Here is a 15,663-nt window from a genome sequence, read left to right as displayed (position 1 = left end):
TCCCTATGTCTCATATACTATTATATCTCAACCCTTAACCGAGCCCATCAATACCCCTTTGGCAAAATGCTTTTGCAAAAATGGATATACTAACAGGATGGGTAGTGTAGATACCACAATTACCGCCATCTTCACCGATTGCTCTGGCGGAGTGACATAATCAGCATCCATCGCGGTGGAGTCCCCGATCCCGCCTGAAGCCAAGATCACAATCTGCCTTAAGAGTACTTGAATTGGCCATTTCGTATTGTCATTGATATACAGCACTGCGTTGAAGAACGTATTCCAGTGTCCTACCGCGTAAAATAACGAGAAGGTTGCGATTGCGGGCATGGATAGCGGAAGAACAATCTTGAAAAAGATGCCTAGGTCGTTACAGCCGTCGATCTTGGCCGATTCTTCCAAGCCGTCTGGCAGCTGCTGAAAAAAGTTCCGCATAATAATTAAGTTGAAGGCGCTGATGGCGCTTGGGATCAGCAATGACCAATAGGTATCGATCATCCCTAATTGCTTGACAACCAAGAACGTCGGAATCATCCCGCCGCTGAACAGCATGGTGAACACAACCAGCATCAAGATTGGTTTGCGGAAATCCATATCTTTTCGTGCTAATGGATATGCCATTAAGCATGTAAAGAAAATATTGATCAGCGTACCTACGACCGTAATGAAGATGGTAACCAGCAAGCTTCTAACCAGTGTTTGGGTGGAAAAAATATATTTATAAGCATCCAGAGAAAATTCTGTCGGGAATAAGATAAATCCACGTGTCAGCAACTCTTTCTGTGTGGCGAACGAGCCAGCAACGACATATATGAATGGGATTACGGTAAGCAAAGCGAATACAATCAACAGCAACATGTTCAAGCCATCGAATATTCGGCTTCCCCAGCTTTGCTTTAGCGGCATAGCGGTTCAACACTCCTTTTCTAGTAGATACCTTCTTCTCCGAATTTTTTGGCTAAATAGTTAGATCCGACGACAAGAATTAAACCGATGATCGATTTGAACAAACCGATTGCTGTACTAAAGCTGTACTGTCCTTGGCTAATCCCAACAGAGTAAACATAGGTGTCGAACACTTCTCCGACCTCACGATTCATGGCATTAAGCATTAAGAAGATCTGCTCGAAACCCGTATCGAGGAAATGGCCAAGTCGAAGGATTAGCATAATGACGATCGTGCTGCGAATAGCTGGCAGCGTAATATGCCACAGTTGGCGAAGCCGGTTCGCTCCGTCCATGCGTGCAGCTTCGTAAAGTTGCGTGTCGACGCCCGCTAGTGCAGCAAGGAAAATGATCGTACCCCATCCCGTTTCTTTCCAAATGACCTCAGCGGTAATGACCGTCCGGAACCAATCGGTGCTCACAAGGAAATTGATCTTTTCTCCCCCATAACGCACCAGCATCTCATTCACTATGCCTCCTTCCGTCGTTAAGAAGATGTAGGCAATCCCAACGACTACGACCCAGGACATAAAGTGAGGAATGTATACCAAGGTTTGAACGATCTTCTTCATAAATTCCCGTCTTAGCTCGTTTAGCATGAGTGCAATCACGATCGGCAGAGGAAAGAAAAACAGAATATTATAAGTGGCCAGAATCAGGGTATTGCGAAAGAGAACGAGAAAGTTCGAATCGCCAAAAAGTCGTTCGAAGTGTTTTAGTCCTACAAACGGACTATCCCAGAAACCCAGAAATGGTTGATAGTCTTTAAATGCGATAAAGATTCCGTACATCGGCCAGTACTTAAAAATAAGAAAGTACAAGAGACCAGGGAATACCATGAAATAGAGCCATCTGTTTCGTGCCATTCTCCCTAGCATCGTAGACGACCTTGTTGCAGGAGGATATAGTGATTCGCGTATTCATATTTTTTGGCATACTACTTACTTCCTTTCATTCCCCAAATACATTCACTAATAACTTTGAAACTGTATTCACATCATAAAGTGGGGAGTAAATTACAGTCGATAGTCCTTGGTTGTTCAAATTAGTTGTCCATGCCTTTTTGGTGACCACCAACTGTAAACAGTCATTAGTTGCACTTGCTGTCACTGGTTGTTTTTTGTACAGTTCATACCCATCCTTAGGGGGAAAGGCAGCCGAAATAAGCCTTTTCAATGATCTTGAAAACACAAATAGCCATACGATTTCTCGTATGGCTTAGTACTGTTTTTCAATCTCGTCTACTTTCGCTGGAAGATCGTTCGTTCCGCGGCGTTAAAAATAAATCAAATATACAACCAAAACAACGACCAAAATAACGACATATAGAACATTCAGCAGCGTTAATCTGAACATATTATTTTTCGTGTCCTTCATGTATTGGTCATCTTCAGTTTGATTTCCTTTGGAAAACCCCACTGCAAATGTAGCTATAATGGAGATTAGTGAAATAACTGCTATAAAGATGAAAGATATCATGGAGATTCTCCCCTTTTCGTAAAAGATGAATGGCTTCTCTTTATATTCTAAGTCCTAATGAGGGCTAAGCTGTGTGATTTAAGTCACACCTTTTAAAAAAAATAAAAAAAACAGACTTAGCGCTTCATGCCAAGTCTGCTCATTGAAACATTCTCTACTCTTCGCTATTTACGAAAAAGTGTGCCGGACCTTTCAAACGTTCTAAAATAATTAAACGCATTTCATTAGAAGGAACAACTTCCTCAAGTGTTCTTTGCATACAAGTCAGCCATGCATCTGCCCGTTCCCTAGTAATCGGGAAAGGCGCATGCCGTGCTCTCATCATTGGATTACCATGTTTGTCTGTATATAAGGAAGGACCACCGAAAAATTGAGTTAAGAACTGAAACTGCTTTTCAATCAATGGCTCTATGTCCTTGGGAAAAATAGGTGCAAGCAAAGGATGTGCCAGAACTTTTGGATAAAACGACTCCACAATATTCCTTATTGTTGTTTCTCCACCGATATAGACATACAGTTCCATACCTGCAATCGCCTCACTTTCGACTCATCTAGAAATAGTATATCTCCCTAGTTTACACGATTCTTTCAACCAAGGATGTTATCTAAATCACATTTTTCATGTGCTGATCGAAAAAGGACGTACCTGCATGTGTATCGCCTATAGTCGGCTTTCTATGAACCGAAATGGACCTTATAGACCAATTGCGCCGCAATATCAGATGATTGAAGAACTGTTCCATGCTCTGAACTTATTAAACTCGTCAGCTCTCGTCCCCTCAAAGGTATGGCTAGAAACTGATGTTCATTCATATACATTTGCATATAATCTTGATCTTCGGACATGCGTATCTTCTCAAGTGTCATTATTTTGGGTGGTGCTACAGGGTCGAGTCCAGCTTGATCCTCGATATGCACTTCAATTTGAGTGCCAAGCCACCGTGATAATTTTTCTTCCCATTTCATACCTGTGCCTCCCTTATTAAGCGGCAGCAACCCGCATCTGCTTTGGGCATCACTTTTACTTGATACCCTTGGAGATGAACCCAGCAGTCTTGTTCAGCAGGCAAACCACTCCCCGTGTGCGCTTCGATATATCTCAGAACATCTGCTTCACTTTCCCAAATTGCCAACCCTTTAACTTCAGCAACCGCGATATCGAGCCCCTCTTGTTCTCGGAGATCCACATACCAAGTCCCTTTACCTACGAAGAGCTCACTCATCTGCTGTTCTATAATCGTATAGAAGGGAGACTGCGCATGTTCACGAATAAAGCATAAATCCAAAGTAAACTCACTCGGCATATCTCATCATTCCTCCTATTTCACACTTCTTAGCTTAGTGATATCGCTAAACATTCCCGAATAATAGACAACCTCTCCGGCATCATTCTTGACTGCGCTTATCGTGAGCCATTCCAGATATATATCTCCATTCTTTTTACGATTCCAAATCTCACCCTGCCAGAAGCCGTGACCGCGAATTTCATCCCACATCGCATCGTAAAAAGCGCGATTCTGTTTCCCAGATTTCAATACACTCGGCGTCAGCCCCATAACTTCCTTGGCTTCATAGCCTGTTAATAGGGTAAAAGCAGCATTCACCGAATGAATTTTCCCAGTCTTATCGGTCACCATAATTCCTTCAACCGTATTCTCAATAATCCGCGAGGATAACCCTAATTTCTCATTATAAAACATCCAAACAATGAGAATTAAGCTGGCCAAGGCCACTTGGGATAAAGCCATGAATCCAATGGCATAATGCCCTGTCAGTTTGAAGAGAAACGTAAGCAGCAGCGGCGGGAAAAATCCTCCCAAACCACCCATGGCGGAAATGATACCATTCGCAATACCAGCTTGCTTAATGAAATACATAGGAACCAATTTAAAGATCGTACCGTTACCCGTTCCTGCGCACAGTGCAATGGTTAAGCAACCGACTGTGTACCACATCATTGACGGAGCAAATGAAAGTAAAATACCAGAAGCCGTTAAGCCAGCGAATACAAACATAAGAATTTTAAAAGGGTTAAACTTATCCCCGAGGTAGCCACCGATAGGTCTCATAACTGTTGCCAGTACGATAAATCCGCCCGTACGCATCCCGGCATCTACTTTCGACAGGTGAAAGCTGCTGACCATGAAATTCGGTAAATACACAGTGAGAGCAACAAAAGAACCGAATGTAAGAAAGTAGAACAAGCATAATAACCATAGCTTGGAATTGCCGGCAACTCCTTTCATTTGCTCAACAAGAGAGGTCTGTACAGGAGGCTCTTTGCGATCCCCGGCAAGGAAGTTCAATCCTGCCATGACGATCAGTAGAATACTGTAGAGCATGACCGTTTTGGCCCAACCTATTTGGTTGGCTATGACAGGTGCGCCAAAGGTGGAGAGCGCTGTCCCGAGATTACCGATCCCGTAAATTCCGTTCACGAAGCCATGACGTTCTTTCGGATAATATTTAGGCAAAGAAGTCACACCCACTGAGAATACAGCTCCGCCAATGCCAAGGAAGAACCCTCCAATGATGAGATCCCCGAAGGAATTCGCTTGGCTGACCCAGTAAACAGGCGCAAGCAATAGGATAAAGGAGATCGCAAACAGCTTTCTTGCCCCGTAACGATTCGTCCAATATCCCACAGGTACCCGCATGACGGAACCAAACAAGATAGGAATAGCGGTGACCCAGGTGATCTGTGAAGGGGTTAGTTGGATCGTTTCTTTAATAAATGGCATTAACGATGATAGGATGACCCATACCATAAAACCTAGGACAAGAGAGATGGTTTGAAGCGGCAATTGCACTTTTTTAATCGTCATTCGACATCACGCTCCCGACGATAGATCATAATGGCAGTAGGGAATAACAACATATTCATCACAGCATAGACAATAACCGTACGGTATTGGTCGAAATAGTACGCATTCACTGCCTTTTGTGTACATACGATACAGAGGAACAAGATGATGCATAATAAAATAACACCGACATAGCTACGCTTCATATCGTTTCACTCCTATCGCATAAATCGCGCCTTGCTCGTTCTTCAGAAGGACTTCTGGCAATGGTCTCTTAGGCGGCCCAGCTGTCGGGGACCCGGTTCTGGCATCGAAAATGCCATGATGGCAAGGACAGACCATTTCATCCTTCTCTTTACTCCAGAATACGGGGCATTTGAGGTGCGTACACGCATTTTGATATGCTTTGTACTCGTTCTCACCAAGGCGAATCAGCAGCGCGGAATCATGCTCGCCCGGGTAAGCGAACTGGACGGCATCTCCAATTTTCAATGAGCTGATATCTGTAATCTTTAGCTGCGGATAGGACTTTTTCGATAGTCCCGTCAGTTCTTTGGCAGCGAGTGCCCCCCATGGGAGGGTGGATACAGCGAATACGCCTGCTGCACCAACCAACGTCTTCATAAAGCCTCGGCGATCCAATTTTCTCTCATCGTTTTTTCTTATATTGTGTGTATAGTTATCTTCCTTAAAAGGACTATGATTATTGTCCTGTTTCATAAAGCCCACCCCATCACAAGCAGATTAGAACAACTTTTGTTTACCTTGCAGAATACCTGGAAGAGAGATCTTCACATTCGTTTCTCCTTCTAATGGGTCCCAAGGCTGATGACTCGCCGTCCATTTTCCCAGCTTATGCTGAGCTTTCTTCTCCGCTAATTCATCCTCAGTCACCCATTGCAGCGTATTCGTGGGACAAACCGAAGCACACATGGGAGGGATGCCTTCTTTGGTCCGATCATAACAAAGATCACATTTATACATCAGATTCTGCTCTTCATCGAATTTCGGTATACCGTAAGGGCATGCGATGGTACAATTCTGACAGCCGATACATTTCTCAACTAATGCTGAAAGTACCGCGCCTTCTTCGGTAATCTGGATGGCTTGGGCCGGACAGCTTCTAGCGCAAGCAGGATTCACACAGTGAAGACACATTAACGGAATCGTTTGGCGGGTGACAAGCGGATTAACGTCGTATACATAATTACGGTTTCGTTCATCGTGGCCCCCACATTGTGTACAAGCAGCCAAACAGCTTCGACAGCCGATGCAATTATCCATTTCAATATATAAATGATGTTTCATCGGATGTTCATCCTCTCTGTTTGCTTTTCAATTTGCGCTGCGCAAGCCTTAAACTCCGGCATGCGTGACATGGGGTCCAGCGCCGCGATGGTAAGCAGATTAATCGACTGCTCGTGTCCGAAATGATAAGGAACGAATACGGTATCTTTACGAATTGCTTCGATGATTTTCACTTTATACAAGGCTTCCCCCCGCCGTGTATACAATCGAATGACTTCGTCATTTGCGATGTTGTATCTTGCCGCTGTTTCCGGATGGACTTCAACGTAAGGCTCCGGACACATGTCTCGCAAGAAAGGGATTCTTCGCGTTTGATTCCCCGATAAGTAATGATAGACAACCCGGCCTGTCGTAAGACGAAGCGGATATTGTTCACAAGGCTCCTCGGCAGGAGGTCTGTATGGGAGTGCGCATAACTGAGCCTTCCCATCTGCATGATAAAATTTATGGTCTAAGAACATATGAGGTGTGCCTGGATCATCTTCACTTTTACATGGCCAGAAGACACCGTCTTGCTTGTCAATCTTATCCCAAGTAGCTCCGAAATAATCGGCATATCCGCCTTTGGAGGCCAAACGGAATTCATCCGCTACATCCCTGGCTGTCTTCAGATGCCTGAAATACTGCCCTCTGCCAAGTCGCTCTGCCAGTTCTACTTCGATCAGCCAGTCAGGCTTCGATTCGCCAACGGGCTCTTGCGCCTTATTAATCTTGATGATCCGTCCTTCCAGATTCGTTACTGTGCCTTCATCCTCCGACCAGGTTACGGATGGCAGTACGACATCGGCAAACTCGGCAGATTCAGATAAATAAATATCTGCACAGACCATGAAATCCAAATTATGGAGAGCTGCACGGACATAGTTCTGATTCGGCGCTGAGACAGCTGGATTCGAGCAAAGCAGGTATAAACCGCGAATCGATTTGTCTTGCATTAGCTCAAACATTTCATAGGCCGAGACACCTGGCTGCGGCATCTCTTCCGGTTTGATCCCCCACACTTTGCATACTTCTTCGACATGCTTCGGATTCGTAATTTTACGGTAGCCTGGAAGCGCATCGGCTTTCTGTCCATGCTCTCTTCCGCCTTGACCATTTCCCTGTCCAGTAAAGGTGGCTACGCCCGACTTGGGACGGCCGATCTTCCCTGTCACTAAGCACATATTCGTGTAGGCCGATACGTTATCTGACCCTTTGATTTGTTGTTCAATCCCGCGGGCGAACATGACGACGGCGTTCGGTGCTTTGCCGTAAATCTCAGCGGCACGGATCAATTTCTCGGGAGCAACGCCTGTGATTTCACTCGTATATTCAGGTGTGAATTCCTTCACAACTTCTTTCATTTCATCAAAGCCGTTGGTGTGATTGGCGACAAATTCAGCATCCACGTGGCCATTTTGAATTAATAGATGGATCATGCAATTGGCAAGCGCCAAGTCCGTGCCTGGGCGTAAATCAAGATGAATGTCTGCCCGCCTCGCGATAGGCGTTTCCCGGGGATCTGCTACGATCAAATATCCTCCTCGATTCTGCACTTCCCAGATTCGGAACATCGAGGTAGGGTGACACTCGGCTGTATTACTGCCAGCTATGAACAAGCAATCCGTCCCATGCAGATCAGTCCAAGGTAAGGTTGATCCTCTATCCACGCCAAAGCTCCGAAGGAAGCCTGCGGCTGCGCTTGACATACAGAATCGGCCATTGTAATCAATGTAACGTGTTTGCAGGCCAACCCTGGCGAATTTCCCAGTCAGATAGCATTTCTCATTCGTCATCGACACGCCGCTGAATACAGAAAGCGAATCCTTGCCGAACTCTCCTTGCAGCTCTTGGAAACGTTTCACAATCAACGCATAAGCTTCTTCCCAGCTGGCTTCGCGGAAGCCTTCCTTCGTTCCTTTGAGCGATGCATCGTCACGGATCAGTGGACGCAGCAAGCGGTCATCGTGATTCGTTTGCTGGTAAGCCGTCACGCCTTTGGGACACATCTTGCCCAGTGTCACTGGCCAATCATATCGCGGCTCGACACCAATTATGGTATTGGATGAAGTATCTACCCGCAAATTCATCCCGCACTGCATCCCGCAATAAGAGCAATGGGTTTTAACCAATGTTTCATTCGGGTGAGTTTTATTCGCGATCACTTTAAAAAATTTATCCTTTGGCATTCTGGTTGGCCTCCTTCACGCGAATCTGGTGAGTCGGTATCCCTGTAAATCGGGACATTCTATATTTCCGGCGGCATGGCAGGCACAGTTCTGCCAAATGAAAGCCTTCCTCCGTTTTGAATTCAATTTCATTCACTTTAAGCACAGCGATGACATCCTGGGATTGCTCGACAGAAACAAAACCTGTTCCGCAAACCTTACAACTTTTCGTCTCTTGCTCTGCATAATGTTCTCTGTAATTTCGGGCCAACACGCTCATAGGACGGAATGGGATGTGTGCAAGCTTACCGAAAGGGATATAAATCAGCGTCACGATAACGGACCATTGGTGGACTAAAGTAACGACCGGATGTCCATAGCCGTGAAGGACGATATTACAGAAGGTAAGCAGCAGTCCTGTTAAGCTTACGAATAACAGCATATATAAAGGGAGGAAATCGTAGACAAATGTCTGTTCCGCACGGGCTTGCATGTTCTTGATCCTGCGATATAAGGCCATGCAAACACCACCGATGACCATGAAAGCTGTAATATTCAACGCATTGTAAAACAGAAATCCGAGAACGCCATCCGCTTTAATCTTCATCAGGTCGAACCCGAAGCCAACAACCGTGTATGTTCCGTTCTCAGCCATCGTAAAGTACATCCAGCCGAATACGAGTGGGAACGTAACAAAAGCTGACAAGATGCATCCCCAACCAAGTAGAACGTGCTGCGTCCAACGGTACCACCCGCGATTCCAGATAAAGCGATACGTTAGTAAATGTTCGGTTGTTGTCTGAGGCGTACTTTTTCTAAATAATAGCTTGATGCCCTTTTTCAAAATAATTTTTGTTGGCGGCCGTTCACCCCAAGCAATAAAACGATAAAAGAAACCGCAAATGAAAACCACCGTACCGACCATATATCCATATAAAGCTAAGTCAATATGTGTAAAAAATCTCGAACCGACTCCCATGAGAATAATTAATCCGCAAACAACTAGAAAGACACATTTGGCGAATTTTGATGCGAATGCTCGATCCATGATTGATCATTTCCCCTTCACTTGTGATCTTATAGTTGTATTAAACCATGATCCGCTCGTACAGCACTGTGAGAAAAATCACTGTAACATCAAGCAGTTGTAATATGTCCATAGAGCCGGCATTTCGGCGATAACCAATTGATTCTATGAGAAAAAGGATTCCAAATCTGTCAACACTTTTTCCATTAATGGAAAAATAAGTTGTTCTTCCAGGGTAAGGTGGTCATTTAATATCAAACATGCTTGTAAGAGTTGCGCTGCCGCCTCCGCTAATCGCTTCTTCACCATAAGAGGTGTTACCACAATTACAGCTTCTTGAAAGGATTGGATAAATGACATGCCAAGTTCATGGTCTTTTTCCAATACCCAGAAAGAAGGCATAATAGAGGGTACCGATTGACGATGAAAATATGTTAACAGGAACGGAAACAATTCCTGCTCCTCCCATTTCAAATGTTGTTCCAGCTCATCCACAAATTGATCGGTCTGTTTGCTGAGCTCTTGGACAAGCTGTATGCCCTTCACCGAATCATCCAAAAGAATCAGTTCCTTGGCACTCGTTTCGAGCATCCTTAGCTTTTCCCTCAATTCTTCATGCTCTTCCCTTAAACGATCCGTAGCAAAAGCAAGCATCTCTGGGTTTGAAGAAGCAATCCCCAAGGTATAGCCTGTGGAATGTATCGCCATACGGTTTTTCATTATCGTACTCCTTTCTTGTGAGCAATAGCTTCGTAGTCCTCAACCGTCTTGATATTGGAAACAAAATTCAAATCTACGCCGTTCTCAAGTAAGAATCGATCACCTAGTCCGCCCATAAAAACATGGTTTAGCAACGCTGAAATTCTGGTTTCCCCTCTATGTAATAGAGGCACGATATGCGACGCGCAGGCTCGATCATAAATCCCGTGCAATGGATAAAGCTCGCCAGCCACCACTGGAATAACGGATTCGAAGCCATCCAGCTTTCTTTGCAACAACAATTGAGCAGCTCTAATGGAAATAAAAGGCATATCACACCCGACGACCCATACAGAATCATGTTTAGCAAGAGATAATGCCGCATGCATACCGCCAAGAGGCCCATGGTCCGTGAAATAATCCGTAATAATACGAACGGAACGATCGACTTTATTTAAATAGGGTTTGGGATCATTGGTTACAACAATCAACTCATCGCATATTTCCCGCATACAATCTAGTTGTCTAACAATAAGAGGCTTTCCCCCAAACGGAAGCAATGCCTTCAGTTCTCCGTTCATTCGACGGTTTGCTCCACCGGCCAAAATAACTCCTGAAAGCATATCCATCATTTCTCCTCTCAAAATTAATGTATAGTTCCACTTTAGACAAAATAACATTGGTTGTAAGTGAAAAATGTCACACTCCTGCAATACTTGTTGTGATACTCATCATTCATTCCACCTAAAATAAAATGGCTGCGTTCACCCATTGAAGTGAACGCAGCCATTTTGGTATTGCCTCGAGTTGGGAGTGCTCGTTCACATACATCACGGTGATGTGTTCCGAATTTGTCATTTCATCACCCGTTGGAGAGTACGGGATATATACGATTACTGGTGTATTTGGATTATATCAATTTATGGTTATTTATCCATCTAGTACCACCAAATAGATAACTGGGTGGTTGCCGATGACTTCGCGTTAACGACTTCTCTTTATTAAAAAAATTCAAGCGCCGCAATAGTTGCGGCGCTTGAATTTGAACACGAAACAAGGTATATCAAACAAGCGATTTCTTATTAAGATTAAGAATAACCTTATCTAACATGTCTTCTGTCAGTGCACCTCCGCTAAATGCAGCCAGCCCTCGAATCGGTAAATACTTAAGAAAGGCTGCCATCATCTCAGAGCTCAAACCATCCCCTTCTACGTCTGCTGGGGAACTAAACGGAGAATGCTTCACAAGTTCCATAATAACAGGCACTAATTGGGGATGCTCCAACACATCACCAACCGTTGAATTTCGTGTAAATGTTGGCTGTATGACCAAGGAGGATATCACATGAACGGTTTCCTTTAAAACGATGTCCGCAGATGACTTACCAACGAGCACCTCAAAGTCACCTGTTTCGACAACCCAATCCTGGAGTCCAACGTGGTAATAGGCAAAGGTTCTTTTATCTAAGGTAAACGTCACTTGCTTCTCTTCGCCCGGCTCGAGGCTGACCTTCCCAAAGCCTTTTAGTTCTTTATCCGGCCTGGATACACGACTTGCAACATCACGAACATACAATTGAACGATTTCTTTCCCCGCGAGTGTGCCACAATTCTTCACCTTAACAGAAACGATTATTTCGTCGCTGTCTTTAATATGTGTTTGATTAACAGTCAAATCGGAATATTCAAAACTCGTATAGCTTAAGCCATGTCCAAATGGAAAAAGAGGTCGCAGCTTCTTTGTATCATAATAGCGATATCCGACATAAATGCCTTCATTGTACGTAACCGTATCTCCGTCACCTGGGAAAAAGAGATAAGACGGATTGTCACTAAGTTGCACTGGAAATGTCTCCGCTAGCTTACCGCATGGATTTGCATCGCCAAACAAGAGATCTGCAATTGCGCCGCCCATAGCCTGCCCACCTAAATAGGCCTCCAAGACACCGTTAACGCTGCTGAGCCAAGACATCTCAATCGGAGCACCATTACTGAGAACGACCACTACGCGACTCTGTACCGCACCGACTGCTTCAATCACCTTTATTTGGTTGTCTGGAATACGCAAATGTGTGCGGTCAAAACCTTCCGACTCATAACGCTCAGGCAATCCAGCGAAAATAACAACAACATCAGATCCTCCAGCAATCCGGGCAGCCTCTTCGATTTGTGCTGAATCCGAAGCATCACTGTCCAGGTCATACCCTTTTGCATAAGTTATCGTTGCCTGGCTCCCTGCTGACTTTGTTAACTCCTCAATGATGTCGTCCAACTTCGTCGGCTTGATGTGTGAACTGCCACCACCTTGGTAACGAGGCTGTTTGGCTAATGCCCCCACGACAGCAATGCGTCCTTCTTTAGCTAATGGGAGAATGTTGTTCTCGTTCTTTAGCAAAACCATGCTTTCCCTAGCAACTTCTCTAGCCAAGCGGTGGTGTTCTTCTACATCATAAGTTGCGTCCAGCTTCTTATAATCAACTGCCTTAAAGATTACACGTAATAGTCGTTCTACAGCTACATTAAGATTCTCTTCGGAGAGCCGCCCACTTCTGACCGCGTCTATAATCTTCTGGTCTCCCGTTCCTGCGGAGGAAGGCATCTCCAGTTCAAGTCCTGCCTTCAACCCATCAGCTCTCTCATTCACTGCGCCCCAGTCGGAAACAACAAAGCCCTCGTGGCCCCATTCCTCCTTCAAAATATCGGTCAACAGTCGTTCGTTCTCCGCGCAAAACTCTCCATTAAGCTTGTTATAAGCGCACATCACGGTCCACGGCTGACCTTGTTTAACGGCTCCCTCGAAGCTTGCCAAATAGATCTCGCGCAGTGTGCGTTCATCGACAACCGCGTTCGTAGACATTCGGCGGTGCTCCTGGTTATTAGCAGCAAAATGCTTTAAGGATGTCCCCACGCCTTGGCTTTGAACGCCTTGAATATGTTCCGCTGCCATCTGAGAGGATAGATACGGATCTTCCGAAAAATATTCAAAGTTCCGCCCGCATAGCGGTGATCTTTTGATATTGGCGCCAGGGCCAAGTAGAACCCCAACTTCCTCTGCCTGGCACTCCTCTCCGAGCGCAACGCCTACCTTGCGAAGTAGATCTCTGTCCCAAGAAGTCGCTAGCCCTGCTGCGGATGGGAAGCATGTGGCTGGCACACTGTCGAAGAGCCCTAGATGATCTGCCGAAGCACGCTGTTTTCGAAGACCGTGTGGCCCATCCGTCATCATGATCGAGGGAATCCCCAGCCTCTCAATTCCTTTGGTGTTCCAGAAATCAAGACCAGAACAAAGCCCGGCCTTTTCTTCTAGGGTCATTTCAGCTATGATGCCTTTTAAATCTCGTTTCATCGGTATTTTACCCCTTTCATTTATGATCCTAACTTCGTATTAACCTTTCACAGCCCCAATGGTCATACCCTTCACGAAATACTTTTGGAAAAACGGATACGCAATGAGGATCGGGATAACTGCAATAACCGCGATGGCCATACGGAACGTTTCGCTAGGCAGCTGGGCGACCTTAGCCCCTGCACTTGCACTTAATTCGCCATTGCTAGCAAGGAACTGAATGTCGCTCATAATGCGATTGAGCACATTTTGCAGGCTGAACAATTTAGGATTTGTCACATAAATCAAACCATTGTTCCAATCGTTCCAGTACGCCAGTCCCTGGAATAAACCGACCGTGGCCAGAATCGGCAGCGATAAAGGCAGTACGATTTTATAATACATCTTAAATTCCGTTGCACCGTCGATACTAGCCGACTCAAGCACCGGCACAGGAATCGTTGTCATGAAGAACGTCCGCATGAGGAGTACATTAAAGCCATTCATCAGCAAACCTGGGATAATTAGCGCCCAAAGCGTATTCTTCATATCCAGTAGCTGCGTGTAGATCAAGTAGGTCGGAACAAGTCCTCCGTTAAACAACAACGTGAAGAACAAGACGAAAGCGAAGAACGTTCCACCCGGTAAATCCCGTCGTGATAACGGATAGGCAAGCATTGACGTAATAGCTAGGCTTGCCACGGTTCCAACAATCGTGATGAGAATGGTAATCCCATAGGCGTTAAAAATAAGCGATGATTGCTCCCATAAATACTGATAGGCAGTTAAACTGAACTGTTTAGGAAAAAAAGAATAACCGTTTTGCAAAATGGTAGTCTCGTCGGTGATCGAGGACATGACGAGCAGTGCGAACGGAAGCAAGCACGTTAGCGAAAATAAGATCATCACCGTATGAGCTGCCCATTGCCAACCTTGATTTTCTTTATGCATGATGATCCCCCTTAGAACAAAGCATTTTCTTTATTTATTTTTCGTACAACATAATTCGAAACAATAACCAGCACGAATCCAACCAGAGACTGATAGAAGCCCGCTGCTGATGACATTCCGATATTGCCGAGTTGCAGAAGTCCGCGGAATACGTACGTATCGATCACGTTCGTCGTATCGAATAAGGCACCAGCATTCATAGGTACTTGATAGAACAAGCCGAAATCCGAGTAGAAAATGCGACCGATCTGCAGAAGTGTCAGCATGATGATGACGGGGGTAATCAACGGAATGGTAATTAAACGAATTTGATGCCATTTGGATGCACCGTCTAGGGTCGCGGCTTCGTAATACTCTGTGTCAATGCCGATAATGGCGGCGAGGTAAATAATACAAGCATAACCGGCCCCTTTCCAGGTATGGACTAAGGTTAGTATGACAGGCCAATATTTCGGCTCGTTGTACCATGCGATTGGATCAATGCCGAGCAGCGGCAATACCGTCTTATTCATAAAACCATTCTCCATACTAAGCATGGAAAATACTAAATAACTAACCAAAACCATGGAGATCAAGAATGGTAAAATAATTAGACTTTGATAGAGTCGGGAAGCAAATTTACTTTTGATCTCATTAAGTAAAATAGCGAAAGCAACAGCAACGACAAGCCCAATGACGATAAATGCCGCATTGTATAGAAGCGTATTCCGCGTAATGATATAGGCGTCTGACGTTTGGAAAAGGAATTTAAAATTCTGAAATCCAACCCAGTCACTCCCCCAAATACCCTTCGCGAAATTAATGTCTTTGAAAGCAATGACAAGTCCGAACATTGGCAAATAGTTGTTGATTAACAAATAGGCAAGCCCGGGCAGCATCATAAGATAGAGCGGACTATACTTCCATATTCTCTTCGCCGCCAAGCTCTGCGTATGCATTTTCATTCTTGTTTCCCCTTTCAGTTTCGGCAAGATG

17 protein-coding genes are annotated in these 15,663 nt (G+C 44.9%); all 17 read right to left on the bottom strand.

What is annotated here, in order from left to right; all coding sequences use genetic code 11:
• Positions 1–27: 27 nt before the first annotated feature.
• Positions 28–909, bottom strand: coding sequence for a carbohydrate ABC transporter permease (locus tag ASG89_RS09300; RefSeq protein WP_057310305.1), 882 nt, complete (start codon positions 907–909; stop codon positions 28–30).
• Positions 910–929: 20 nt separating this feature from the next.
• On the bottom strand, positions 930–1,814 hold the full coding sequence (locus tag ASG89_RS09295; protein WP_157276580.1) for an ABC transporter permease: 885 nt from the start codon (positions 1,812–1,814) through the stop codon (positions 930–932).
• Positions 1,815–2,223: 409 nt separating this feature from the next.
• Complete coding sequence (locus ASG89_RS09290) at positions 2,224–2,427, bottom strand: hypothetical protein (protein WP_057310303.1); 204 nt, start codon at positions 2,425–2,427, stop codon at positions 2,224–2,226.
• A gap of 154 nt (positions 2,428–2,581) precedes the next feature.
• Positions 2,582–2,950 (bottom strand): globin, encoded by a 369-nt coding sequence (locus ASG89_RS09285; protein WP_057310302.1) that lies wholly within the window; start codon positions 2,948–2,950, stop codon positions 2,582–2,584.
• Between the two features lie 152 nt (positions 2,951–3,102).
• Positions 3,103–3,393 carry a hypothetical protein gene (locus ASG89_RS09280; protein WP_057310301.1) on the bottom strand — a complete coding sequence of 97 codons (291 nt, stop codon included), beginning with the start codon at positions 3,391–3,393 and terminating at the stop codon, positions 3,103–3,105.
• Positions 3,390–3,731 (bottom strand): hypothetical protein, encoded by a 342-nt coding sequence (locus ASG89_RS09275; RefSeq protein WP_057310300.1) that lies wholly within the window; start codon positions 3,729–3,731, stop codon positions 3,390–3,392. The genes ASG89_RS09280 and ASG89_RS09275 overlap by 4 nt, the downstream gene beginning before the upstream one ends.
• A 15-nt stretch (positions 3,732–3,746) precedes the next feature.
• A complete protein-coding gene (locus tag ASG89_RS09270; protein WP_057310299.1) occupies positions 3,747–5,252 on the bottom strand; it encodes an MFS transporter in 1,506 nt (501 codons plus the stop codon).
• A complete protein-coding gene (locus ASG89_RS09265; RefSeq protein ID WP_057310298.1) occupies positions 5,249–5,437 on the bottom strand; it encodes a hypothetical protein in 189 nt (62 codons plus the stop codon). Before ASG89_RS09265 ends, ASG89_RS09270 begins: the two co-directional genes overlap by 4 nt.
• Positions 5,427–5,951 carry a Rieske 2Fe-2S domain-containing protein gene (locus tag ASG89_RS09260; RefSeq protein WP_057310297.1) on the bottom strand — a complete coding sequence of 175 codons (525 nt, stop codon included), beginning with the start codon at positions 5,949–5,951 and terminating at the stop codon, positions 5,427–5,429. The genes ASG89_RS09265 and ASG89_RS09260 overlap by 11 nt, the downstream gene beginning before the upstream one ends.
• Before the next feature lie 24 nt (positions 5,952–5,975).
• A complete protein-coding gene (locus tag ASG89_RS09255; protein WP_057310296.1) occupies positions 5,976–6,539 on the bottom strand; it encodes a 4Fe-4S dicluster domain-containing protein in 564 nt (187 codons plus the stop codon).
• Positions 6,536–8,707, bottom strand: a complete 2,172-nt coding sequence (locus ASG89_RS09250) for a molybdopterin oxidoreductase family protein (RefSeq protein WP_057310295.1) — start codon at positions 8,705–8,707, stop codon at positions 6,536–6,538. Before ASG89_RS09250 ends, ASG89_RS09255 begins: the two co-directional genes overlap by 4 nt.
• Positions 8,694–9,734 carry a hypothetical protein gene (locus ASG89_RS09245; RefSeq protein ID WP_057310294.1) on the bottom strand — a complete coding sequence of 347 codons (1,041 nt, stop codon included), beginning with the start codon at positions 9,732–9,734 and terminating at the stop codon, positions 8,694–8,696. The genes ASG89_RS09250 and ASG89_RS09245 overlap by 14 nt, the downstream gene beginning before the upstream one ends.
• A gap of 144 nt (positions 9,735–9,878) precedes the next feature.
• On the bottom strand, positions 9,879–10,433 hold the full coding sequence (locus ASG89_RS09240; protein WP_057310293.1) for a hemerythrin domain-containing protein: 555 nt from the start codon (positions 10,431–10,433) through the stop codon (positions 9,879–9,881).
• Positions 10,433–11,035, bottom strand: a complete 603-nt coding sequence (locus tag ASG89_RS09235; protein ID WP_057310341.1) for a molybdenum cofactor guanylyltransferase — start codon at positions 11,033–11,035, stop codon at positions 10,433–10,435. The genes ASG89_RS09240 and ASG89_RS09235 overlap by 1 nt, the downstream gene beginning before the upstream one ends.
• A gap of 440 nt (positions 11,036–11,475) precedes the next feature.
• Positions 11,476–13,758: a beta-glucosidase gene (locus ASG89_RS09230; RefSeq protein ID WP_057310292.1), complete on the bottom strand. Its 2,283-nt coding sequence runs from the start codon at positions 13,756–13,758 to the stop codon at positions 11,476–11,478.
• Positions 13,759–13,797: 39 nt separating this feature from the next.
• The gene (locus tag ASG89_RS09225) at positions 13,798–14,688 is read right to left on the bottom strand and encodes a carbohydrate ABC transporter permease (protein WP_057310291.1); all 891 of its coding nucleotides are present in this window, start codon (positions 14,686–14,688) and stop codon (positions 13,798–13,800) included.
• 11 nt (positions 14,689–14,699) lie between these two features.
• Entirely contained in the window at positions 14,700–15,632 is a 933-nt protein-coding gene (locus ASG89_RS09220) for an ABC transporter permease (RefSeq protein ID WP_157276579.1), read from the bottom strand.
• Between the last annotated feature and the right edge of the window lie 31 nt (positions 15,633–15,663).

Source organism: Paenibacillus sp. Soil766, assembly GCF_001428105.1.
Taxonomy (GTDB): Bacteria; Bacillota; Bacilli; order Paenibacillales; family NBRC-103111; genus Paenibacillus_E.
Note: the sequence above shows the minus strand (reverse complement) of the source record. Positions and strands in the feature narration are given on the sequence as shown.

Coding starts and splice junctions, on each gene's coding strand:
- ASG89_RS09255 (WP_057310296.1), bottom strand. CDS start 6,539: ATGAAACATCATTTATATATTGAAATGGATAATTGCATCGGCTGTCGA.
- ASG89_RS09270 (WP_057310299.1), bottom strand. CDS start 5,252: ATGACGATTAAAAAAGTGCAATTGCCGCTTCAAACCATCTCTCTTGTC.
- ASG89_RS09230 (WP_057310292.1), bottom strand. CDS start 13,758: ATGAAACGAGATTTAAAAGGCATCATAGCTGAAATGACCCTAGAAGAA.
- ASG89_RS09275 (WP_057310300.1), bottom strand. CDS start 3,731: ATGCCGAGTGAGTTTACTTTGGATTTATGCTTTATTCGTGAACATGCG.
- ASG89_RS09240 (WP_057310293.1), bottom strand. CDS start 10,433: ATGAAAAACCGTATGGCGATACATTCCACAGGCTATACCTTGGGGATT.
- ASG89_RS09290 (WP_057310303.1), bottom strand. CDS start 2,427: ATGATATCTTTCATCTTTATAGCAGTTATTTCACTAATCTCCATTATA.
- ASG89_RS09300 (WP_057310305.1), bottom strand. CDS start 909: ATGCCGCTAAAGCAAAGCTGGGGAAGCCGAATATTCGATGGCTTGAAC.
- ASG89_RS09220 (WP_157276579.1), bottom strand. CDS start 15,632: ATGAAAATGCATACGCAGAGCTTGGCGGCGAAGAGAATATGGAAGTAT.
- ASG89_RS09295 (WP_157276580.1), bottom strand. CDS start 1,814: ATGGCACGAAACAGATGGCTCTATTTCATGGTATTCCCTGGTCTCTTG.
- ASG89_RS09280 (WP_057310301.1), bottom strand. CDS start 3,393: ATGAAATGGGAAGAAAAATTATCACGGTGGCTTGGCACTCAAATTGAA.
- ASG89_RS09250 (WP_057310295.1), bottom strand. CDS start 8,707: ATGCCAAAGGATAAATTTTTTAAAGTGATCGCGAATAAAACTCACCCG.
- ASG89_RS09235 (WP_057310341.1), bottom strand. CDS start 11,035: ATGCTTTCAGGAGTTATTTTGGCCGGTGGAGCAAACCGTCGAATGAAC.
- ASG89_RS09285 (WP_057310302.1), bottom strand. CDS start 2,950: ATGGAACTGTATGTCTATATCGGTGGAGAAACAACAATAAGGAATATT.
- ASG89_RS09225 (WP_057310291.1), bottom strand. CDS start 14,688: ATGCATAAAGAAAATCAAGGTTGGCAATGGGCAGCTCATACGGTGATG.
- ASG89_RS09260 (WP_057310297.1), bottom strand. CDS start 5,951: ATGAAACAGGACAATAATCATAGTCCTTTTAAGGAAGATAACTATACA.
- ASG89_RS09245 (WP_057310294.1), bottom strand. CDS start 9,734: ATGGATCGAGCATTCGCATCAAAATTCGCCAAATGTGTCTTTCTAGTT.
- ASG89_RS09265 (WP_057310298.1), bottom strand. CDS start 5,437: ATGAAGCGTAGCTATGTCGGTGTTATTTTATTATGCATCATCTTGTTC.